Source organism: Gordonia sp. NPDC003424, assembly GCF_053588655.1.
In genome coordinates this window covers 171,999-189,270 of record NZ_JBSFQJ010000007.1, presented here as the reverse complement: position 1 = coordinate 189,270, position 17,272 = coordinate 171,999, and the positions used below count along the sequence as shown (strand labels likewise).

15 protein-coding genes are annotated in these 17,272 nt (G+C 67.5%); 12 read left to right on the top strand and 3 right to left on the bottom strand.

Features of this window, described 5'->3' with window-relative positions; translation table 11 throughout:
- Nucleotides 1–216: 216 nt before the first annotated feature.
- Nucleotides 217–831 carry a class I SAM-dependent methyltransferase gene (locus ACWDTI_RS12955; RefSeq protein WP_449738495.1) on the bottom strand — a complete coding sequence of 205 codons (615 nt, stop codon included), beginning with the start codon at nt 829–831 and terminating at the stop codon, nt 217–219.
- 136 nt (nt 832–967) lie between these two features.
- On the opposite strand from ACWDTI_RS12955, the gene dinB reads away from it, so the two are divergent.
- The 6 genes from dinB (at nt 968) to ACWDTI_RS12925 (ending at nt 8,825) form a co-directional block, all read left to right on the top strand.
- Nucleotides 968–2,176 carry a DNA polymerase IV gene (dinB, locus tag ACWDTI_RS12950; protein WP_449738494.1) on the top strand — a complete coding sequence of 403 codons (1,209 nt, stop codon included), beginning with the start codon at nt 968–970 and terminating at the stop codon, nt 2,174–2,176.
- 437 nt (nt 2,177–2,613) lie between these two features.
- Nucleotides 2,614–4,110 carry a CitMHS family transporter gene (locus ACWDTI_RS12945; RefSeq protein WP_449738493.1) on the top strand — a complete coding sequence of 499 codons (1,497 nt, stop codon included), beginning with the start codon at nt 2,614–2,616 and terminating at the stop codon, nt 4,108–4,110.
- A 41-nt stretch (nt 4,111–4,151) separates the two neighbouring features.
- Nucleotides 4,152–5,792 carry an ATP-binding protein gene (locus ACWDTI_RS12940; protein ID WP_449738492.1) on the top strand — a complete coding sequence of 547 codons (1,641 nt, stop codon included), beginning with the start codon at nt 4,152–4,154 and terminating at the stop codon, nt 5,790–5,792.
- On the top strand, nt 5,789–6,451 hold the full coding sequence (locus tag ACWDTI_RS12935; protein ID WP_449738491.1) for a response regulator: 663 nt from the start codon (nt 5,789–5,791) through the stop codon (nt 6,449–6,451). Before ACWDTI_RS12940 ends, ACWDTI_RS12935 begins: the two co-directional genes overlap by 4 nt.
- A 245-nt stretch (nt 6,452–6,696) precedes the next feature.
- Nucleotides 6,697–7,998, top strand: coding sequence for a TrpB-like pyridoxal phosphate-dependent enzyme (locus tag ACWDTI_RS12930; RefSeq protein WP_449738490.1), 1,302 nt, complete (start codon nt 6,697–6,699; stop codon nt 7,996–7,998).
- Nucleotides 7,999–8,024: 26 nt separating this feature from the next.
- Entirely contained in the window at nt 8,025–8,825 is an 801-nt protein-coding gene (locus tag ACWDTI_RS12925; RefSeq protein ID WP_449738489.1) for a DUF429 domain-containing protein, read from the top strand.
- Here ACWDTI_RS12925 and ACWDTI_RS12920 read toward each other — a convergent pair.
- A complete protein-coding gene (locus ACWDTI_RS12920; protein WP_449738488.1) occupies nt 8,811–9,389 on the bottom strand; it encodes a GNAT family N-acetyltransferase in 579 nt (192 codons plus the stop codon). The genes ACWDTI_RS12925 and ACWDTI_RS12920 overlap by 15 nt on opposite strands.
- A complete protein-coding gene (locus ACWDTI_RS12915; protein WP_449738487.1) occupies nt 9,386–10,000 on the bottom strand; it encodes a TetR/AcrR family transcriptional regulator in 615 nt (204 codons plus the stop codon). Before ACWDTI_RS12915 ends, ACWDTI_RS12920 begins: the two co-directional genes overlap by 4 nt.
- A gap of 142 nt (nt 10,001–10,142) precedes the next feature.
- On the opposite strand from ACWDTI_RS12915, the gene ACWDTI_RS12910 reads away from it, so the two are divergent.
- The 6 genes from ACWDTI_RS12910 to ACWDTI_RS12885 all read left to right on the top strand — a co-directional run bounded on the left by ACWDTI_RS12910 (nt 10,143) and on the right by ACWDTI_RS12885 (nt 17,267).
- Nucleotides 10,143–11,519: a 4-hydroxyphenylacetate 3-hydroxylase N-terminal domain-containing protein gene (locus ACWDTI_RS12910; protein ID WP_449738486.1), complete on the top strand. Its 1,377-nt coding sequence runs from the start codon at nt 10,143–10,145 to the stop codon at nt 11,517–11,519.
- Complete coding sequence (locus ACWDTI_RS12905; RefSeq protein WP_449738485.1) at nt 11,516–12,721, top strand: acyl-CoA dehydrogenase family protein; 1,206 nt, start codon at nt 11,516–11,518, stop codon at nt 12,719–12,721. The genes ACWDTI_RS12910 and ACWDTI_RS12905 overlap by 4 nt, the downstream gene beginning before the upstream one ends.
- 47 nt (nt 12,722–12,768) lie before the next feature.
- The gene (locus ACWDTI_RS12900) at nt 12,769–13,878 is read left to right on the top strand and encodes a homogentisate 1,2-dioxygenase (protein WP_449738484.1); all 1,110 of its coding nucleotides are present in this window, start codon (nt 12,769–12,771) and stop codon (nt 13,876–13,878) included.
- A complete protein-coding gene (locus tag ACWDTI_RS12895; RefSeq protein ID WP_449738483.1) occupies nt 13,875–15,050 on the top strand; it encodes an alpha/beta hydrolase in 1,176 nt (391 codons plus the stop codon). The genes ACWDTI_RS12900 and ACWDTI_RS12895 overlap by 4 nt, the downstream gene beginning before the upstream one ends.
- Entirely contained in the window at nt 15,047–16,192 is a 1,146-nt protein-coding gene (locus tag ACWDTI_RS12890) for an acyl-CoA dehydrogenase family protein (RefSeq protein ID WP_449738482.1), read from the top strand. The genes ACWDTI_RS12895 and ACWDTI_RS12890 overlap by 4 nt, the downstream gene beginning before the upstream one ends.
- Before the next feature lie 145 nt (nt 16,193–16,337).
- Nucleotides 16,338–17,267 carry a hydroxymethylglutaryl-CoA lyase gene (locus tag ACWDTI_RS12885; protein ID WP_449738481.1) on the top strand — a complete coding sequence of 310 codons (930 nt, stop codon included), beginning with the start codon at nt 16,338–16,340 and terminating at the stop codon, nt 17,265–17,267.
- The last annotated feature ends 5 nt before the right edge of the window (nt 17,268–17,272 follow it).

The following is a 17,272-nucleotide window of genomic DNA, read 5'->3' as shown; positions in this document are numbered from 1 at the left end:
GGCTACCTGTGCGGCAGTCGATCTCGATGAGCTCGTCGCTAGCGCTCCTCGCTTACTCGATCGGCGGGGGTGGTGACCCATCGGCTCGGGAAGGAGCTGCGACGCCGCCCTTCCGCTGGTCGAGTAAGGGAGGAGCTTGCGACGACCGCATCGAGACCGCCTGTGCCGTAAATGATCTCAATGGTCTCGATCAACGGGGTCGCGGACTCTCGGCAGTCACCCAACCCGCCGCGCCCGCAACACCACGTCGTGCGTGTGGTGCCCACCACCCGCGGCGACGCCGCGTTCGCGGGTTTCGTTGGTGACGATCGTCCAGCCGTCGTCGAGCAGGTCGGCGATGTCGGCCGGCTGGAAGTAGTCGTCGGGGTTGAACCCATGTGCGCGAACGCCTTCCGGCGCGTGAGAGACCGCCAGTAGCGATCCGCCGGGACCGACTGCGTCGAGGAGTTTGCGTACCGTCGACTCGTCGGTGCGCGCGATGGGGAAGTAGTGGAGCGACACCAATCCGAAGTCGACCCCTGGTACGTCGTCGGTGGTGAGATCGGTCTGAATCCAGCTGATCTCGGGTCGGGGATCGATCTCTCGGGCGCGGTCGACGGCGACCTGGGAGATGTCGACGGCCATCACCTGCCAGCCGTGGTCGGCGAGCCATCGGGCGTCGGCGCCTTCCCCGGAGCCGACGTCGAGGGCGGTGCTCGGGGCGAGGTCGGAGGCCTCGGCGATCAGCGCAGGGTTGACGTCGGCCGTCCACAGTCGGTCGGCGCCGCGGTATTTCTCGTCCCACTCCGCGGCGGTGTCGATGGTGCGGTGCTCGGTGTCCTCGTCGCCCATGGACTCGACTGTACGGTCGCCGCGCCGGCCCGGAGTGGACTTCCCCTGGCGGTGGGCGCGTTCGGTCCTGGCGGATTGTCACACCCGAGGACTAGTCTTCGCTCATACGTTCGATACCAGGGGAAGGTGGTCTGACGTGCGGATCGAGCGCAAAGAGCGGGCCGAGGCGACGATCCTGCATGCCGACCTCGACTCGTTCTATGCCTCGGTGGAACAGCGGGACAATCCTGACCTGCGTGGTCGGCCGGTCATCGTCGGCGGCGGGGTGGTGCTGGCCGCCAGCTACGAGGCCAAGGCGTTCGGTGTCCGAACACCGATGCCGGGCAATCAGGCGCGGGCGCTGTGCCCGGGGGCGGTCGTCGTCCGGCCACGGTTCGATGCCTACATGGACGCCAGCCGACAGGTGTTCGAGATCTTCCACGATGTCACCCCGATCGTCGAGGGCATATCGGTCGACGAGGCGTTCATGGACGTCGGCGGCCTCCGTCGGATCAGCGGATCGCCCGTGGACATCGCGGCGCAACTGCGGGCGCGGGTGGCCACCGAGGTCGGATTGCCGATCACGGTCGGGATCGCCCGCACCAAGTTCCTGGCCAAGGTGGCCAGTGCCGTTGCCAAACCCGACGGGTTGATCGAGGTCGCGCCCGGCACCGAACTGGACTTTCTGCACCCGCTGCCGGTGCGCAGGCTGTGGGGTGTCGGCGCGGTCACCGAGGGAAAACTCGCCGATGCGGGTATCTCGACCGTCGGCGATCTCGCCGGTTTCGGCGAGCGCGGATTGTGCACGCTCCTCGGCCGCGGGTCCGGGAGGCACCTGTACGCGTTGTCGATGGCGCGGGATCCGCGTCAGGTGGAGACGGGCCGTCGTCGTCGGTCGATCGGGTCGCAACGCGCGATGGGGCGTCGACCCAAGGAGGAGGCCGATCTCGAGGCCACGCTCGTCGCGATCGTCGACCGGCTGGGCAAACGGCTGCGTGCCGCCGAACGGGTGTGTCGCACGGTGGTCTTACGACTCAGATTCGACGACTTCGGCCGTGCGACACGCTCCCGGTCGTTCCTGGAGTCCACCGATCGAACCGACATCGTCATGGCCGTCGCCCGCGGCCTGCTCGATGACGCGATGCCACTGATCCGGGATCGCGGGTGCACCCTGATCGGACTCTCGTTGACCAACCTCGACGACCACGACAGCGTCCAGCTCGCGCTGCCCTTCGACACCGACCACGCCGCCGACCTCGACCTCGCGATGGACCAGCTGAGAGATCGATTCGGGCGCGACGCGGTCACGCGCGCGGTGCTGATCGGGCGCAACCACGGCGACGACGCACCGATGCTGCCGGACTGACTCGTCGACTGTGCGTCCTGCCGCGTCGACTGTGCGTCCTCCCACGTCGACCGTGCGTCCTCATGCGTCGAGTGGGCAATGATGGCTTCAGCCTCTGCCCTGTCGATGCCATACGGTGCCCAGTCGACGGGGAGCGGCGCCCTCGACGGGAAGCGGCGCCCACTCGACGGGAAGCGAGCGGCGCCCAGTCGACGGGTAACGGAGCCCACTCGACGGGTAACGGTGCCCACTCGACGGGAAGCGGCGCCCAGTCGACGGGAAGCGACGGGCGGCTGCGCTCGCGCGATGAGCTCCGCGCGTGCGCAAAATGCGCAAAACACGACTAATGAGCGCAAGCGTGACTGTGACGTGGCTTACCCGAATAGTGCTCTTGTAACGGCCGACATGCACCGCCGCGAGCGGCACGTTGACCGTCCCCACAGCAGAAAGAGCAGACAATGTTGGTAGCACTCGGCCTCGGTATGGTGGCCACCTTCATGTTCCTGATCATCACCAAGAGAGCGACGCCCGTCGTCGCACTGATCCTGGTGCCGGTGGCGTTCGGTCTCTTCGCCGGGGCCGGCCTCGACATCAGCGACATGATCAAGGACGGCATCAAAGAACTCGCGCCCACCGCGGCGATGTTGTTCTTCGCGATCATCTTCTTCGGCATCATGATCGACGTCGGATTGTTCGACCCGGTGGTCAGATTCGTGGTCCGCATGGTCCGCAACGACCCGGCCCGACTCGTGGTCGGCACCGCGGTGCTCGCGGCGATCGTCTCCCTCGACGGCGACGGCTCGACCACATTCATCATCACCACCGCTGCGCTGCTGCCGCTGTACCTCAAGCTCGGGGTGTCGCCGGTGGTGCTGACCGTGGTCGCCGGTCTGGCGAACGGCACGATGAACATCCTCCCGTGGGGTGGCCCCACCGCCCGCGCCGCCAGCGCGCTCAAGATCGACACGAATGCCGTGTTCCTGCCGATGGTCCCGGCGTTGATCGTCGCGCTGATCGTGGTGCTCGCGTTCTCCTTCCACCTGGGCGTGATGGAGCGTCGTCGAATCGGCAAACTGGAGATCAAGGACTCGATCCTGATGCCGCGTGAAGAGGTCCTCGTGGCCGCCGGTGGAGGCTCGGGAACCGACGTTCCCGCCACGCCGCGCCGATTCGGCCGCCGCCGCAGCAGCGGAACCGCCGCGACGGGCTCGCCCGCCACGGGTTCGGCCGGCACCGCCGACGACGACACCACCACAACCCGCGACCTGCACATCGAGGAGTACAACGAGGACGGCGAGACCACCTTCACCGGTGTCCTCGACCCGAACCGGAAGACACTGCGGCCCAAGCTGTTCTGGGTCAACGCCGGGCTGACCGTGGCGCTGCTGGCCGTCCTCGGCATGGACGTCGTGGCGATCCCGGTGCTGTTCATGATCGCCGCCGCTCTCGCCCTGGCCATCAACTTCCCGCACGTGAAGGACCAGCAGGAGGCCATCACCCGGCACTCGTCGAGCATCGTCTCGGTGGTCGCGATGGTCCTCGCCGCCGCAGTCCTGACCGGCGTGTTCACGGGCACCGGAATGGTCGACGCGATCGCACACTGGCTCGCCGACGGCATCCCCACCTGGATGGGCCCACACATGGCTGTCGTCGTCGGCATCCTGTCGATCCCGCTGACCTTCCTGATGAGCAACGACGCCTTCTACTACGGGGTGCTGCCGGTGCTGTCGGAGACCGCCACCCGCTACGGCATCGACCCCACCGAAATGGCCCGCGCCTCCATCACCGGCCAGACCGTCCACATGCAGAGCCCGCTGGTCCCGGCGATCCTGCTGCTGGTCGCGCTCGCCGGCGTCAGCCTGGCCGACCACCACAAGAAGGTGCTGTGGCGTGCGACCCTGGTGTCGCTGGCCATGCTGGTCACCGGTTGCCTGGTCGGCGCGATCCCGTTCTGACCTGAGCCACCGAACCGAACCCGACGCCTAGGCTGATCGTCATGCGATTGCGAACGCAGGTACTTCTCCTGCAGCTCGTCGTGATCGCGATCAGTCTGGGCGTCGGTTTCGGTGTGGTGCTGTCCGGCGCCGACGACCGCGTCCGCGACGAATACGCCCAGCGTGCCCGCGCCATCGCGCAATCGGTGGCGGCCGATCAGCAGGTGCGCACCGAGGTCGCCGCGCACCAGGGCAGCGAGCTGGACCGGGCAGCACTGGCGACGGGCGCGCTGCAGGCCGAAGCGGTTGCCGTGCAGCAACGAACCGGCGCGCTGTTCGTGGTGATCGGCAACGACGACGGCATCCGCCTGGCTCACCCGGAACCCGACGAGCTCGGCAAGAGAGTATCCACCGATCCGTCCGTGGTGCTCACCGGACGCGAAGACATCACCACCGACCGCGGGACCCTCGGTGAATCGGTCCGCGCCAAGGTGCCGGTGTTCGACGATCAGCTGCGCGTCGTCGGATTCGTCAGCGTCGGGGTATCCACCGCGAAACTGGAGTCCGATACGCGGCACGACATCGTGGCGACGGTGCTGATCGCGCTGGCCGCCCTCGCCGTCGGAGCCATCGGCTCGGTGCTGCTCGCCCGACGCTGGCGACGGCTGACTCTCGGCCTCGAGCCCGACGAACTCACCGAGCTCGTCCGCGAGCAGGGCGCGGTGCTGCATTCGATGGCCGACGGTGTCCTGGCGGTCGACACCGCCGGTGTGGTGCGGGTCGTCAACGACACCGCTCGGCGCCTGCTCGACATCGACGCACCTGTCGGCACCCCCGTTGCCGACCTCGGGCTCAGTCCACGTGTCCGCAGCGTGCTCGACGAACCGACAGACGCCCCGATCGCGGCGACCGTCGGCGATCGGGTGGTGCTGGTGACCTCCCATCGCGTGGAGGCCGATGGCCGCGACTTGGGCATGGTGTTGTCGGTGGTCGACCGCACCGACGTGGAACGTCTTACGCGGGAGGTGGATTCGATCAAGTCGATGAGCAGTGCACTGCGGGCGCAACGACACGAGACGGCCAACCGGATGCATGTGCTCGCCGGTCTGCTGCGGCACGGGCACACCGACGAAGCCGTGGCCTACCTCGACGAACTCACCGGCGCCGGTACCCGGGGTGCACCGCTCGACGGTCTCGACAACGTCGCCGAACCGCACCTGCATGCCTTCCTCGACGCCAAGGCCGCCCAGGCACGCGAACGAGGCGTCACCTTGCGCCTCGGCGACCAGACGTGGGTGGCCGGCGCGCTTCGGGAACCGGTGGTGGCCACGACCGTGCTCGGCAACCTCGTCGACAACGCCATCGATGCGTCCGCGCCCGACCCGGCCGCGACCGGTGACGCGCCCGCGACGGTGGAGGCGGAGTTGATCACCGACGGCGACACCCTGCTGATCACCGTCGCCGACTCGGGGGAGGGCATCACATTCGACGACCCCGACCAGATCTTCGCCGAAGGGGTCACCACGAAGTCCGACCCGACGGTGCCGGGCGGGCGGGGAATGGGGTTGGCGTTGGCACGGCAGATCGCCCGGCGGATTGACGGGGACATCCAGGTGGCAGAGCCGGGCGGCGACGGCACCGGCGGCGCAGTACTGGTGGCCCGACTGCCCGGGGTCATGGACACGGAAGATGCTGTGCGATGACCGATTTGGGTGTGCTGATCGTCGACGACGACTTCCGGGTGGCTGCTTTGCACGCGTCGATCGTCGACGCGGTCCGCGGATTCAAGGTCATTGCCCGCGCCGGCAGCATGGCGCAGGCGAGGCAGGCTGCCACCGACCACGCGGCGGCCATCGACCTGGCCTTGCTCGACGTCTATCTGCCCGACGGCTCGGGCATCGACCTGGTTGCCGAACTACCCTGCGACGCATTCATCGTGGGTGCGGAGACCGATGCGGCCGCGGTCCGGGCGGCGATGCGGGCCGGCGCGCTTGCGTATCTGATCAAGCCGTTCCCCGACACCGAACTTGCCCGCCGCCTCGCCGGCTATGCCCAGTACCGACGAGTCCTGGCCGCCGAGCACGTCGACCAGCACGCCGTCGATGCCGCGGTGTCCGCCTTGCGTTTCGGCACCCGTGGGTCGGATCGGCCAGAGGCGGGCTCGCAGACCGAACAACGCATTCTGGACCTGTTCGGCACCGGTGACGGGCCACTGTTCGCCGACGAGGTGTCTGCCGCGCTCGGAGTGTCCGCGGCGACGGCACGGCGCCACCTGGCGAATCTGGTGTCGTCGGGGAAGCTGAGTATGTCGCTGCAGTACGGCTCGACGGGGCGGCCGCGGCAGGAGTATCGACTGCCCTGATGGCCGGATCACCGTCGGGTGGGCGCCACTTTCCGTCGAGTGGGCGTCGTCCCTGGTCGAGTGGGTACCTGGCTGGCGATCGGATGAGGGCCGGACACGGGCGTGGCCGCACACCCGACGAAGATCGGCGCACACTCGACGAAAATCGGCGCACACTCGACGGGAAACGATGCCCACTCGACGGGTGGGCCGCAATCGAACCCGAACCCCTGGCACAGAGCCGACCGGGGTCTATGGTGTCTGCCATGACGATGAACGTGGACGCCACCCATCCGGATCTGGTCACCGTCGGGGTGCCGACACACTGGTACAACCTCGCCACCGAACTCGACACCCCGATCCCGCCGCACCTGCATCCGGGCACCAAGGAGCCCGTCGGCCCCGACGACCTCGCCGCCCTGTTCCCGGCGGGGCTCATCGCCCAGGAGGTGACCGGCGAGACCTACGTGGAGATCCCCGAGCCCGTCCGCGAGATCTATCGGATGTGGCGACCGTCGCCGTTGATCCGGGCACGTAGGTTCGAGGAGGCGCTTAACACCAAGGCGCACATCTACGTCAAGTACGAGGGAGTCAGCCCGGTCGGCAGCCACAAGACCAACTCGGCTGTTGCGCAGGCGTACTACAACAGCCTCGACGGAGTGCGACGCCTCACCACCGAAACCGGCGCCGGACAGTGGGGCAGCGCCCTGGCCTTCGCCGGCGCGCAGTTCGGGATCGACGTCGAGGTGTGGCAGGTCCGGGCCTCCTACGATTCCAAGCCGTACCGTGGCTTCCTGATCCGCACGTACGGCGGCACCCTGCATCCGTCGCCGTCGGAGCTGACCGAGTCCGGACGCGCGATGCTGGCCAAGGATCCGAACACCACCGGCAGTCTCGGCATGGCGGTGAGCGAAGCGGTCGAGGTGGCCGCCGGCGACCCCGACACCCGCTATGCGCTCGGCAGCGTGCTCAATCACGTTGTGCTGCACCAGAGCGTGATCGGCCAGGAGGCCGTCGAGCAGCTCAATGCGGTCGAGCCCGACGGCGCCGATGTCGTGTTCGGATGCGCCGGTGGCGGTTCCAACCTCGGCGGGCTGGCGTTCCCGTTCCTGCGGGAAAAGATCCACGGACGCTCCAACCCGCGGGTCGTCGCAGCCGAACCCGCGGCGTGCCCGTCGATCACGCAGGGGGAATACCGGTACGACCACGGCGATGTCGCCGGACTGACACCGCTGCTCAAGATGCACACGCTGGGTATGGATTTCGTGCCGGACCCGATCCACGCCGGTGGCCTCCGCTACCACGGGATGGCACCGGCGCTGAGCCACACCGTCGAACTCGGACTCGTCTCCGGAGTCGCGATCACCCAGCACGACGCGTTTGCGGCCGGTGTGCAGTTCGCGCGGGCGCAGGGCATCGTGCCGGCCCCGGAGTCGACGCACGCGATCGCCGCGTGCGCCGCACACGTCGCCGATTCCGACAAGGAGGAGGTCGTGGTGATCGGGTTGTCCGGCCACGGGCAGCTCGACCTGCCCGCCTACGCCGAGTACCTCGACGGAAAGTTCTGAGCTCCCAGTCTTTCTCGGTGGAGACGGTGCGGACAGCCGGGGTCGACCTCGCGGCCTCACCCCGGCTGACCGCGGTCGCCGTCGTCGAATGGTCGGCGGAATCGGCGCGACTGATCGAACTGGTCACGCCCGCCGACGATGCAACGATCCGCGCCTTGCTGAAAACCGCTCCGTACGGGCCGTCCGAGGGGCATATCCCCTCGGACGGTCCTCACGGGGCGGATCCTGGTCACGTCGCCAAGGTAGGCGTCGACGCGCCCTTCGGCTGGCCCGATGATTTCGTGGATTTCGTTGTCGCACAGCATCGAGGTGAGCTCGGCGCCGGTCGCGGACTGGACGAGATCGACAACCGGCGGCCGCTGGCGTATCGGCTCACCGACCGGGTGGTGGTCGAGAAGGGTTGGGGCCGGCCGTTGAGCGTGTCGGCCGATCAGATCGCGCATGTCGCGTTTCGGGCGGCCGGACTGATCGCGGATCTCGGGGTGGCGGATCGGGTGAACGGGTGGGCCGTCGAGGCGTATCCGGCGGCAGCACTGAAGCGATGGGGGCTGACCTCGCGCGGATACAAGGGAGTGTCGAACCAGGCGCGGCTCGCCGAGTTGACCGACCGCTTGTCCGAGGCGGCCCCGTGGCTGGAGCTGGGCCTGCATCGTGAGCGGATGACACACGACGACAACGCTTTTGATGCCGTGATCACGGCGCTGATCGCGCGGGCGTCAGCGCTGGGTAGGACTCACCTCCCCGAAGCCGCGGACCGCGACATCGCCGCTCGCGAGGGCTGGATTCACGTACCGACATGCGACCTCGACGGTCTAGTTGCCGCCTAGGTCCAGTCGCATCACCACCCGCGGAAACCCGGCCAATACCGACGTCGTGTCCGCGGCGTGGTGAAAGCCCGCGGCCTCGAACAGCTTTCGTGTCCCGACATACGCCATCGTCAGGTCCACCTTCTCGCCGTGGTTGTCGACCGGATAGCCCTCGATGGCCGGAGCCCCGTTCTCGCGGGCGAAGTCGACGGCCCCCGCGATCAACGGGTGCAGCAGACCCTGCTTACGATGACCGGGCCGAATCCGCATGCACCACAGCGACCACACGTCGAGGTCGTCGACGTGCGGGATTCTGCGGTTGGTGGCGAAGGTGGTGTCGCGCCTGGGGTGTACCGCCGCCCAGCCGACGACCTCGTCGCCGTCGTATGCGAGCACCCCCGGCGGGAGGGTCCGCCGACACAGCTTCTTGACGTACTCACCCCGCTCCTCTCGCGCGAGCTGCTGGTTGACTTTGTTCGGGATGCGATAACTCAGGCACCAGCATACGTTGGCGTCGGGGCGCTTCGGCCCGACCATGGTGCGGACATCGGCAAACCGGGTCGCCGGGCGGACGGTGATGGTCATGCCCGGTCCGCCGTCCCCAGCCCGTAGACGGTCCGGTACCAGATGGCCGTGAGTATCTCGACGGCCGTGTCGTCGTCGGGGCGTTCCACCCGGAGGTCACCGCCGGCCGCCAGCCATGCCCAGCAGGTCGACTCCAGTGTCGAGACGAGTGCCGAGGCGAGCGGACCCAGGGGCAGGTCGATCCGATAGCCGCTGCGGGCGGCGGCGTCGAGGCCGATGAGGATCTGTTTGATGCCCGATGCGCGGTTCTCCAGCCAGCGCTGCCGGAACGTCTCGTCGAGCATGGACATCTGGAACAGGCCGATGATCTCCGGCAAATACTCCTGATAGTGCGTCCAGTACGCGGTGACGGCGGCCCGGACACCGGCTTCGGGGTCGGCGTGTCGCGTCGCCAGCGACTCCTCGACGACTTCCGCGCTGAACTGGTCGAGCAGCGCCTCGAGCAGTTGTTCCTTGCTGTCGTAGTAGTTGTAGAACGATCCCGTCGACCGTCCTGCCACCGCGGCTATGTCCGAGATCTTGGTGTTCAGGAACCCCTTCTCGGCGAAGCATTGTCGCGCGGCATCGAGGAATGCGGCTTCCGTCCGCCGGCCCTTGGTGGTGGGTGGCACGTCGTTCCGCTCCTGTCATGTCCGTCGGTGGTTCGCACAGTGAATTATCCACGCTCCGGCATCGGGACCGGGCCCTTGTCTTTACCTGAAACTGAATCTAGCATCAGAAAAGTTGTTGGCACCTACAAAGGAGACGGCACGGATGGCGATGATGACCAGGGACGACTATGTCGCCTCGCTCGACGACGGTCGGCGGATCTTCGCCGAAGGTGAGGAGGTCAAGGACCTCGCCAACCACCCGCAGTTCGCGACCGCCATCACGCTGGTGGGTGACGGGTATGAGAGCCACTACGTCACCGGCGACGACGTCAGCGGTCCGTACTTCGACATCCCGAAGAGCGCCGCCGAACTCAAGGAGACGCTGCAGAGGCTCCTGGGATGGGACATGGTCACCGTGACCACCAGTCAGGGCCTGCTGGCGCTGCTCACCGCCGCCGCGCGCATGCGCGCCGATCACCCGGAACTCTCGAAGCGCATCGAGGACTACTTCGACTACTGCCGCCGCAACGACCTGCGGTGCGTGCAGGCCATCACCGACGCCAAGGGGGACCGCAAGCTGCCACCGGGGGCGCAGCAGGACCCGGACGTCTACACCCGCATCGTGGAACGACGCCCCGACGGCATCGTCATCCGCGGTGCGAAACTGCACATCTCGTCGGCCGCCGTGAGCCACGAGCTGGTGGTGATGCCGACCAAGAACATGAAGCCCGGCGAGGAGGACTACGCGGTCGCCTGCGCCGTCCCCGTCAACGCGCCCGGAGTCCGGATCGTCAACACCAGCTACGCACCGCGCGAGCGTGAAGAGGACTTCCCCGTCAGTGCCAAGCACAACATGCCCGAGGGCTTCATCATCTTCGACGACGTGTTCGTCCCCACCGAACGGGTCTTCCTGGCGGGCGAGACCGCGCACTCGGCCACCTTCGCGCACGCGCTCGGTCTCTGGGAACGGCTGGGTGGCACCGCGCACATGTCCGAATTCGCCGACCAGCTCGTGGGTCTCGCGCAGTTGATCGCCGAGGCCAACGGCACGGAGAAGATCGTGCACATCCGCGAGAAGATCGCCGAGATGGTCATCTATGCCACGATGACCCGCGCCGGACTCGAGGCGGCCATCGCCAACGCCGAGGAGAGTCCGGAGGGCTGGTGCTTTCCCAGCGAGCTCTACACCAACGCGGCAAAGCATTATGCCGCATCCGAATACAGCCTCATGGTGCGTCATCTCCACGACATCGGCGGCGGCTCGATCCTCACCGCACCGTCGATCGCGGACCTCGAGAACGACGAGGTGGGTCCGTTCATCCAGAAATACATGGCGACCAGGGACGGCATCTCCGGCGAGTACCGGACCAAGCTGTTCCACGCGATCCGCGACTTCACCGCGGACGCCTATGGCGGCTGGCAGTTGGTCACCATGCTGCAGTCCGGCGGTGGCCTCTACGCCCAGCGACTGGTGGCGCGCAAGCACTATGACATGGACAAGGCCAAGCGGCTCGCGCTGGAGCTCGCAGGATTGGCATGACCACGACCGAAATTCCCAGCGAGATCGGCGCATTCGCGGGCTACCTCCGAAATCGGTTGGCAGGTCTGGTCGGCGAGTATGCGCAACCCGCCGGCGCCCGGACCGACAGCGACCGGATCGCCGCCGTCGAGGAACTGCGGGAGGGGCACGAGGATCACGTCGCCATGGTCCGCCGATTCCAGGGCGCGCTGTTCGAGGCCGGAATCGCCTGGCCGAGCGGGCCTCCGGATCTGGGTGGTCTCGGATTGACCACCGCGCACGACCAACTCCTCGAGAGTGTGCTCGACGAGATGGAATTCCCCTCGCGGGAAGTTCTTTTCGTCGGTCTGAACATCGTGACCCCGGCGCTGGTCCGTCATGCATCGGCGGAGTTGCGTGATCGTGTCGTGACGGGGATCTACCGGGGCGAACTCATCGGCTGTCAACTGTTCTCCGAGCCGGGTGCGGGATCCGACCTCGCCGGGGTGAGCACCCGGGCGGTGCGCGACGGGGACGACTGGGTGCTCACCGGACAGAAGGTGTGGACCTCGATGGGGCACCTGGCCGACGTCGGCGAGGCTCTCGTCCGCACGAACCCGGACGCGCCGAAACATGCCGGCCTGACGATGTTCCTCGTCGACATGCACGCACCAGGGGTGACGGTGCGGCCGATCCGGCAGATGACCGGTGGTGCCGCCTTCAACGAGGTCTTCCTCGATGAGGTCCGTGTTCCCGACAGCCACCGCATCGGCGGGGTCGGGGAGGGCTGGCAGGTGGCCGCCGCCAGCCTCGGCAACGAACGCAGCACCATGAGTGGTGCGGCCGGGCCGTTGACCCTGTACGTGATGGAGCGGGTCGTCGAACTCGTGCGGCGTCTCGACGCCGAGGCCGACCCCGTCCATCGTCCCCAGATCGCACGCACGGTGGCCGCGGTGGCCGCGATGCGGGCAGCTGCCGGACTCACCCCGGGGTCGTGGACGCACCACCTGGAGCCGGTCGCCGGGTCGGTGCTGAAGATGCTCATGGCCCGGGCGGCCGACGAGATCGCCGCACTCGCCACCGCGGTCCTCGGTGACTCCGCGTTCGTCGACGTCGGCGACGACGACACATTCGCCTGGTCGGAGTTCATACTCGGAGTGCCCGCTCTACACATCGCCGGCGGCACCGACGAGATCCAGCTCAACGTGATTGCCCAACGCGGGCTCGGCCTGCCCCGGAAATAGCCACCCGCCAACCACATCCACTCGCGGAACCCGAGGAGCGCACGACCATGGAATCATTCATCCACCATCGCAAGGGCCGTACCCCGCGGCAGATCCACCGCGATATCGAGGATCTGAAGGACGACGAGCTCGGCCGCTACGGATTCACCGGGCGCACCGCACATCTGTACCGCCGCAACGACCCTACGCAGTATCGTGCGGTGGGGGATCTCGCGGGTCTCGACCGCCAGACCCGCGATCTGACGCCGACGGACCAGGTCGACCCCGCGGGTGAACCGCTGCTGATGTTCTACAACGACGACTGCCGCATCCTGCTGAGTCGACGCAGCGAGGTGGCACCCTTCTACACGCGCAACGTCGACGGCGACGAACTCGTCTTCGTGCACGCCGGCACCGGTCTCTTCGAAACGGAGTTCGGTCGGTTGCCATATCGCCCAGGCGATTACGTCTACATCCCGAAGGGGACGACCTACCGGCAGGTGCCCGACGGCCCGTGCATCTTGCTCATCGTCGAGGCCGCCGAGGAGTTCCGTGTGCCGGAAGCCGGCGTGCTGGGACGGTTCTTCCCGTTCGACTCGTCGCTCGTCGTGGTGCCCGAGGCCGAGGCCTTTCCCGACGACGGACGTGAGGAGTACGAGGTCCGCTTCCGGCAGCGTGAGGGTAAGACATCGATCTTCTACCCGTTCAACCCGCTCGACGTCGAGGGCTGGAAGGGCGACAACTTCGCGTTCACCTTCAATCTGGAGGACTACGACGTGATCACTTCGGAGACAGTACATCTGCCGCCGACCGTGCATCTGTTCATGCAGGCGACCGGTGTGTACGTGATGAACTTCCTGCCCCGGCCGGCCGAAACCCGCGCGGGCGCCGAACGACCCCCGTGGTATCACCGCAACACCGACTTCGACGAGATCGCGTTCTTCCACGGCGGCAGCATCTTCGGTGTCGACATGCCACCGGGCCTCATCTCGCATGCGCCGCAGGGCATTCACCACGGACTGCCCGAACGCGCCCGGCGACGCGCGCGACGTCGCTTCGACACCGACCAGCGTGTCGAGTGGCAGGTCATCTCGATCGACACCCACCGGCGTCTGATCGCCACCCCGGCCATGATCGGCTCGACCCAGGTCGAGGTCGCAGAGGAGGTACAAGTATGAGTGGCAACCGTTTCGACTACGAACGCATCCCCTACCTGGTGGTCTTCGACGACCACTCGGCCTACCGGGACACCTATGGCGGCGTCACCGAGAGTGTGGTTCTCGAGAGTTATCTCCTGAAACCCAAGGGTGTTCCGTCGGACACCGTCATCATCTTCATGCACCCGATCGGTGGTGGCGCCTATCTGCCCATGACCAACGCACTCCCGCGCGTCGGACATCACGTCATCTACTGCAACAGCCGCTACCGTGGTGTCGACAGCGCGCTGATCATGGAGAAGGTCGTGCAGGACCTCGGCGCGTGCGTGAAGGACGCACGAGAACGTTTGGGCTACACCAATGTGGTCCTCGCCGGGTGGAGCGGTGGCGGCGCGCTCTCCCTGTACTACCAGCAGCAGGCGCGGCACGCGACGGTCACCCGCACCCCGGCCGGGGAGTATCCGGACCTCACCGAGCTCGATCTGCCCGCGGCCGACGGCATGATGTTGCTCGCCGCCCACGTGAGCCGGCACGGCACGCTGACCGAGTGGATGGACCCGTCGATCCTCGACGAGAACGATCCGTCGAAGCGCGACCCCGAACTCGACATCTACAACCCCAACAACCCGAATCAGGCGCCTTACACCCCCGACTTCCTCGATCGTTATCGGGCCGCGCAGATCGACCGCAACCGGCGGATCACCGCGTGGGTCAAGGAGCAACTCGACGATCTGCGTGGCCGCGGGGAACCCTTGATGGAACGCGGCTTCATCGTGCACGGCACGATGGCCGATCCGCGCTGGCTCGACCTCACCCTGGACCCCAACGATCGCAAACCCGGCTGCTACCTGGGTGATCCGCGGATCGTCAACATGGGACCGGTCGGCCTCGCACGGTTCACCACTCTGCGAAGCTGGTTGTCGCAGTGGAGCTACGACGACGCCAACGGCGACGGTCCGCGGTGCGCAGCCGATCTCGCGGTGCCCACCCTGGTGATCGGCAACTCCGCCGACAACGCCTGCACCCCGAGCCACACCCATCGGCTCTTCGACGCGGTCGGCTACCACGACAAGACTATGCACACCATCGACGGCGCAACGCATTACTACTCCGGCCGCGAACAGATCCCGTATCTCCGGCAGGCCGTCAACACCATCTCCGAGTGGTTGGGCGAACGCGGGTGGACAGCGTGAGTGGTGCCGGGGGCGGGCCGGACGACATAACACCCGACGAGGTCCGGGCAGCGTTGCGCGAGTACTTCGCCGACCGGCCGGGCCTCACGGAAGTGCGCCGCAATCGCGACGAAAGTTCCTCTTCTGATGGAGGTTTCGACCGAGAAGGGTGGAGCGTTCTCGCCCGGCAGGTCGGATTGATCGAGGTGGGTGCTCCCGAGCAGTGGGGCGGGCAGGGTCTGGGCCTGCCCCATCTCGTGTCGATCGCCGAAGAATGCGGGGCCGCGCTCTATCCGGGTCCGGTTCGGGCGACTCTGCTGCTCGCGGCGTCGCTCGCCGGGGCCGATGTGGGGTCGGTACCGGGCGAACTGCGGTCGGCTATCGAGGACTTCTTCTGCGGTGCAGCGATTGTCGGCATCCCGACCCGACTCGGCACCGCCGGACCACCGGAGTTCCGGGACGGTCGGCTGAGTGGACGGGTGCCCGCGGTGACCCACGGGACGGCCGCCGGCCTCGTGCTGTGTGTCGCACAGACCCCGGAGGGACCCGCTCTGGCGGTGGCCGCCCCGGCAGCATGTCCGACCGGGGTCGAACGAATCGGCTTGCCGAGCATCGATCTCGCCACGCCGCTGGCAGACGTGGTGCTCGCGGAGGTCCCGGCGGTCCTGCTGACGGCGCCCGGCGATGGCGAAGCGCTGCAACGATTCCGGACCGTCGAAGCGCTTCTGCTGGCGGCCGAGCAGGTCGGCGGTGGCGAGGGCTGCCTCGGTGCGATGGTCGCCTACGCGAAGGTGCGCGAGCAGTTCGGCACGCTGATCGGCACCTACCAGGCCATCCAACACCATTGCGCCACAACAGCAATCTCCGTCGCCGCCGCACGCGCTCTGGTGGCTGCTGCCGCGGACGCCGCCGCCGGCGGAGACGATCGCGCCGCACGTCAACTGACGTTGCTCGCCCGAGCCGACGCGGCCGATGCGTTCACCGGCGCTTCCAGCACACTCATCCAGGTGTCCGGCGGCATCGGATTCACCTGGGAGCACGACGCCCATCTGTTCTTCCGCCGGGCCCGCGCGACCACCGCCATCGGCGGCACGCCCGCACAGTTCCGCGACCGCGCCGTTGCGGCGGGATGTCTGGATCTGTTGGTGCAGGCGGTGGCATAGGCCCGCATGGTCTCGACGCGAGTCCTCGTAAGCGCGGTCGCCGGCTCAACCAGCCAAAAGGGCAGCGGCAGGGCGCCGAAGGGGCGGCGACTCTTCCCGGCCCGGGTCTACTGACCCCACCTCCGCCGTTCGGTAGAGTGCGGTCATGAGCGTGGCTGAGCAGCATCGACCCGAGGTGACCATCGTCGAGGTCTCGCCCCGCGACGGTCTGCAGAACGAGAAGGTGACCCTGTCGACCGCCGAGAAGCTGGATCTGATCCGGCGGTCGGTGGCTTTCGGCGCCCGCCACGTCGAGGTCACCAGCTTCGTGCATCCCACCAAGGTGCCGGCGATGGCCGATGCCGAGGACGTGGTCGCCGGTTTACCGTCGGGCGACGGAATCGACTACAGCGCACTGATTCTCAACGAGCGCGGCCTGGACCGCGCGATCGCCGCCGGTGTCCGCGAGATCAACGCCGTCGTGCATTGCACCGACACGTTCAGTGGCCGCAATCAGGGCACCGACATCGACGGCGGCATCCGGATCTGGCAGAACATCGCCAGCGGTGCCGCGGAGGCGGGGGTCACCGCCAACCTCACCATCGCGGTCGCGTTCGGCTGCCCGTTCGAGGGTGAGGTGCCCGTGCTGCGTCTGGCCTCCATCCTCGAACGCGTGCTCGAGACTCCGCCCGCCGAACTGTCCCTGGCGGACACCATCGGCGTTGCGGTGCCCCGGGACGTCCGCGAACGGTTCGCTGTCGCCGCCGAACTGGTGTCCCCGGCGACCGGTCTGCGCGCGCACTTCCATGACACCCGCGGCGTCGGGATCGGCAACGCGCTGCAGGCCGTCGAATCCGGTGTGACCATCCTCGATGCCAGCCTGGGCGGCATCGGCGGCTGCCCGTTCGCGCCGAATGCGACCGGCAACATCGCCACCGAGGATCTGGCCTACGCGTTGGATCGTTCGGGGGTGTCGCATGGGTTGGACACCGCGGCACTGCGGGAGGCAGGCGAATGGCTGGAGACCCGCTTCGGCCGTCGACTCCCGGCCAATGTGCTGCACGCGGGAGGGTTTCCGACGCCGGTCGATGCCTAGGGTTC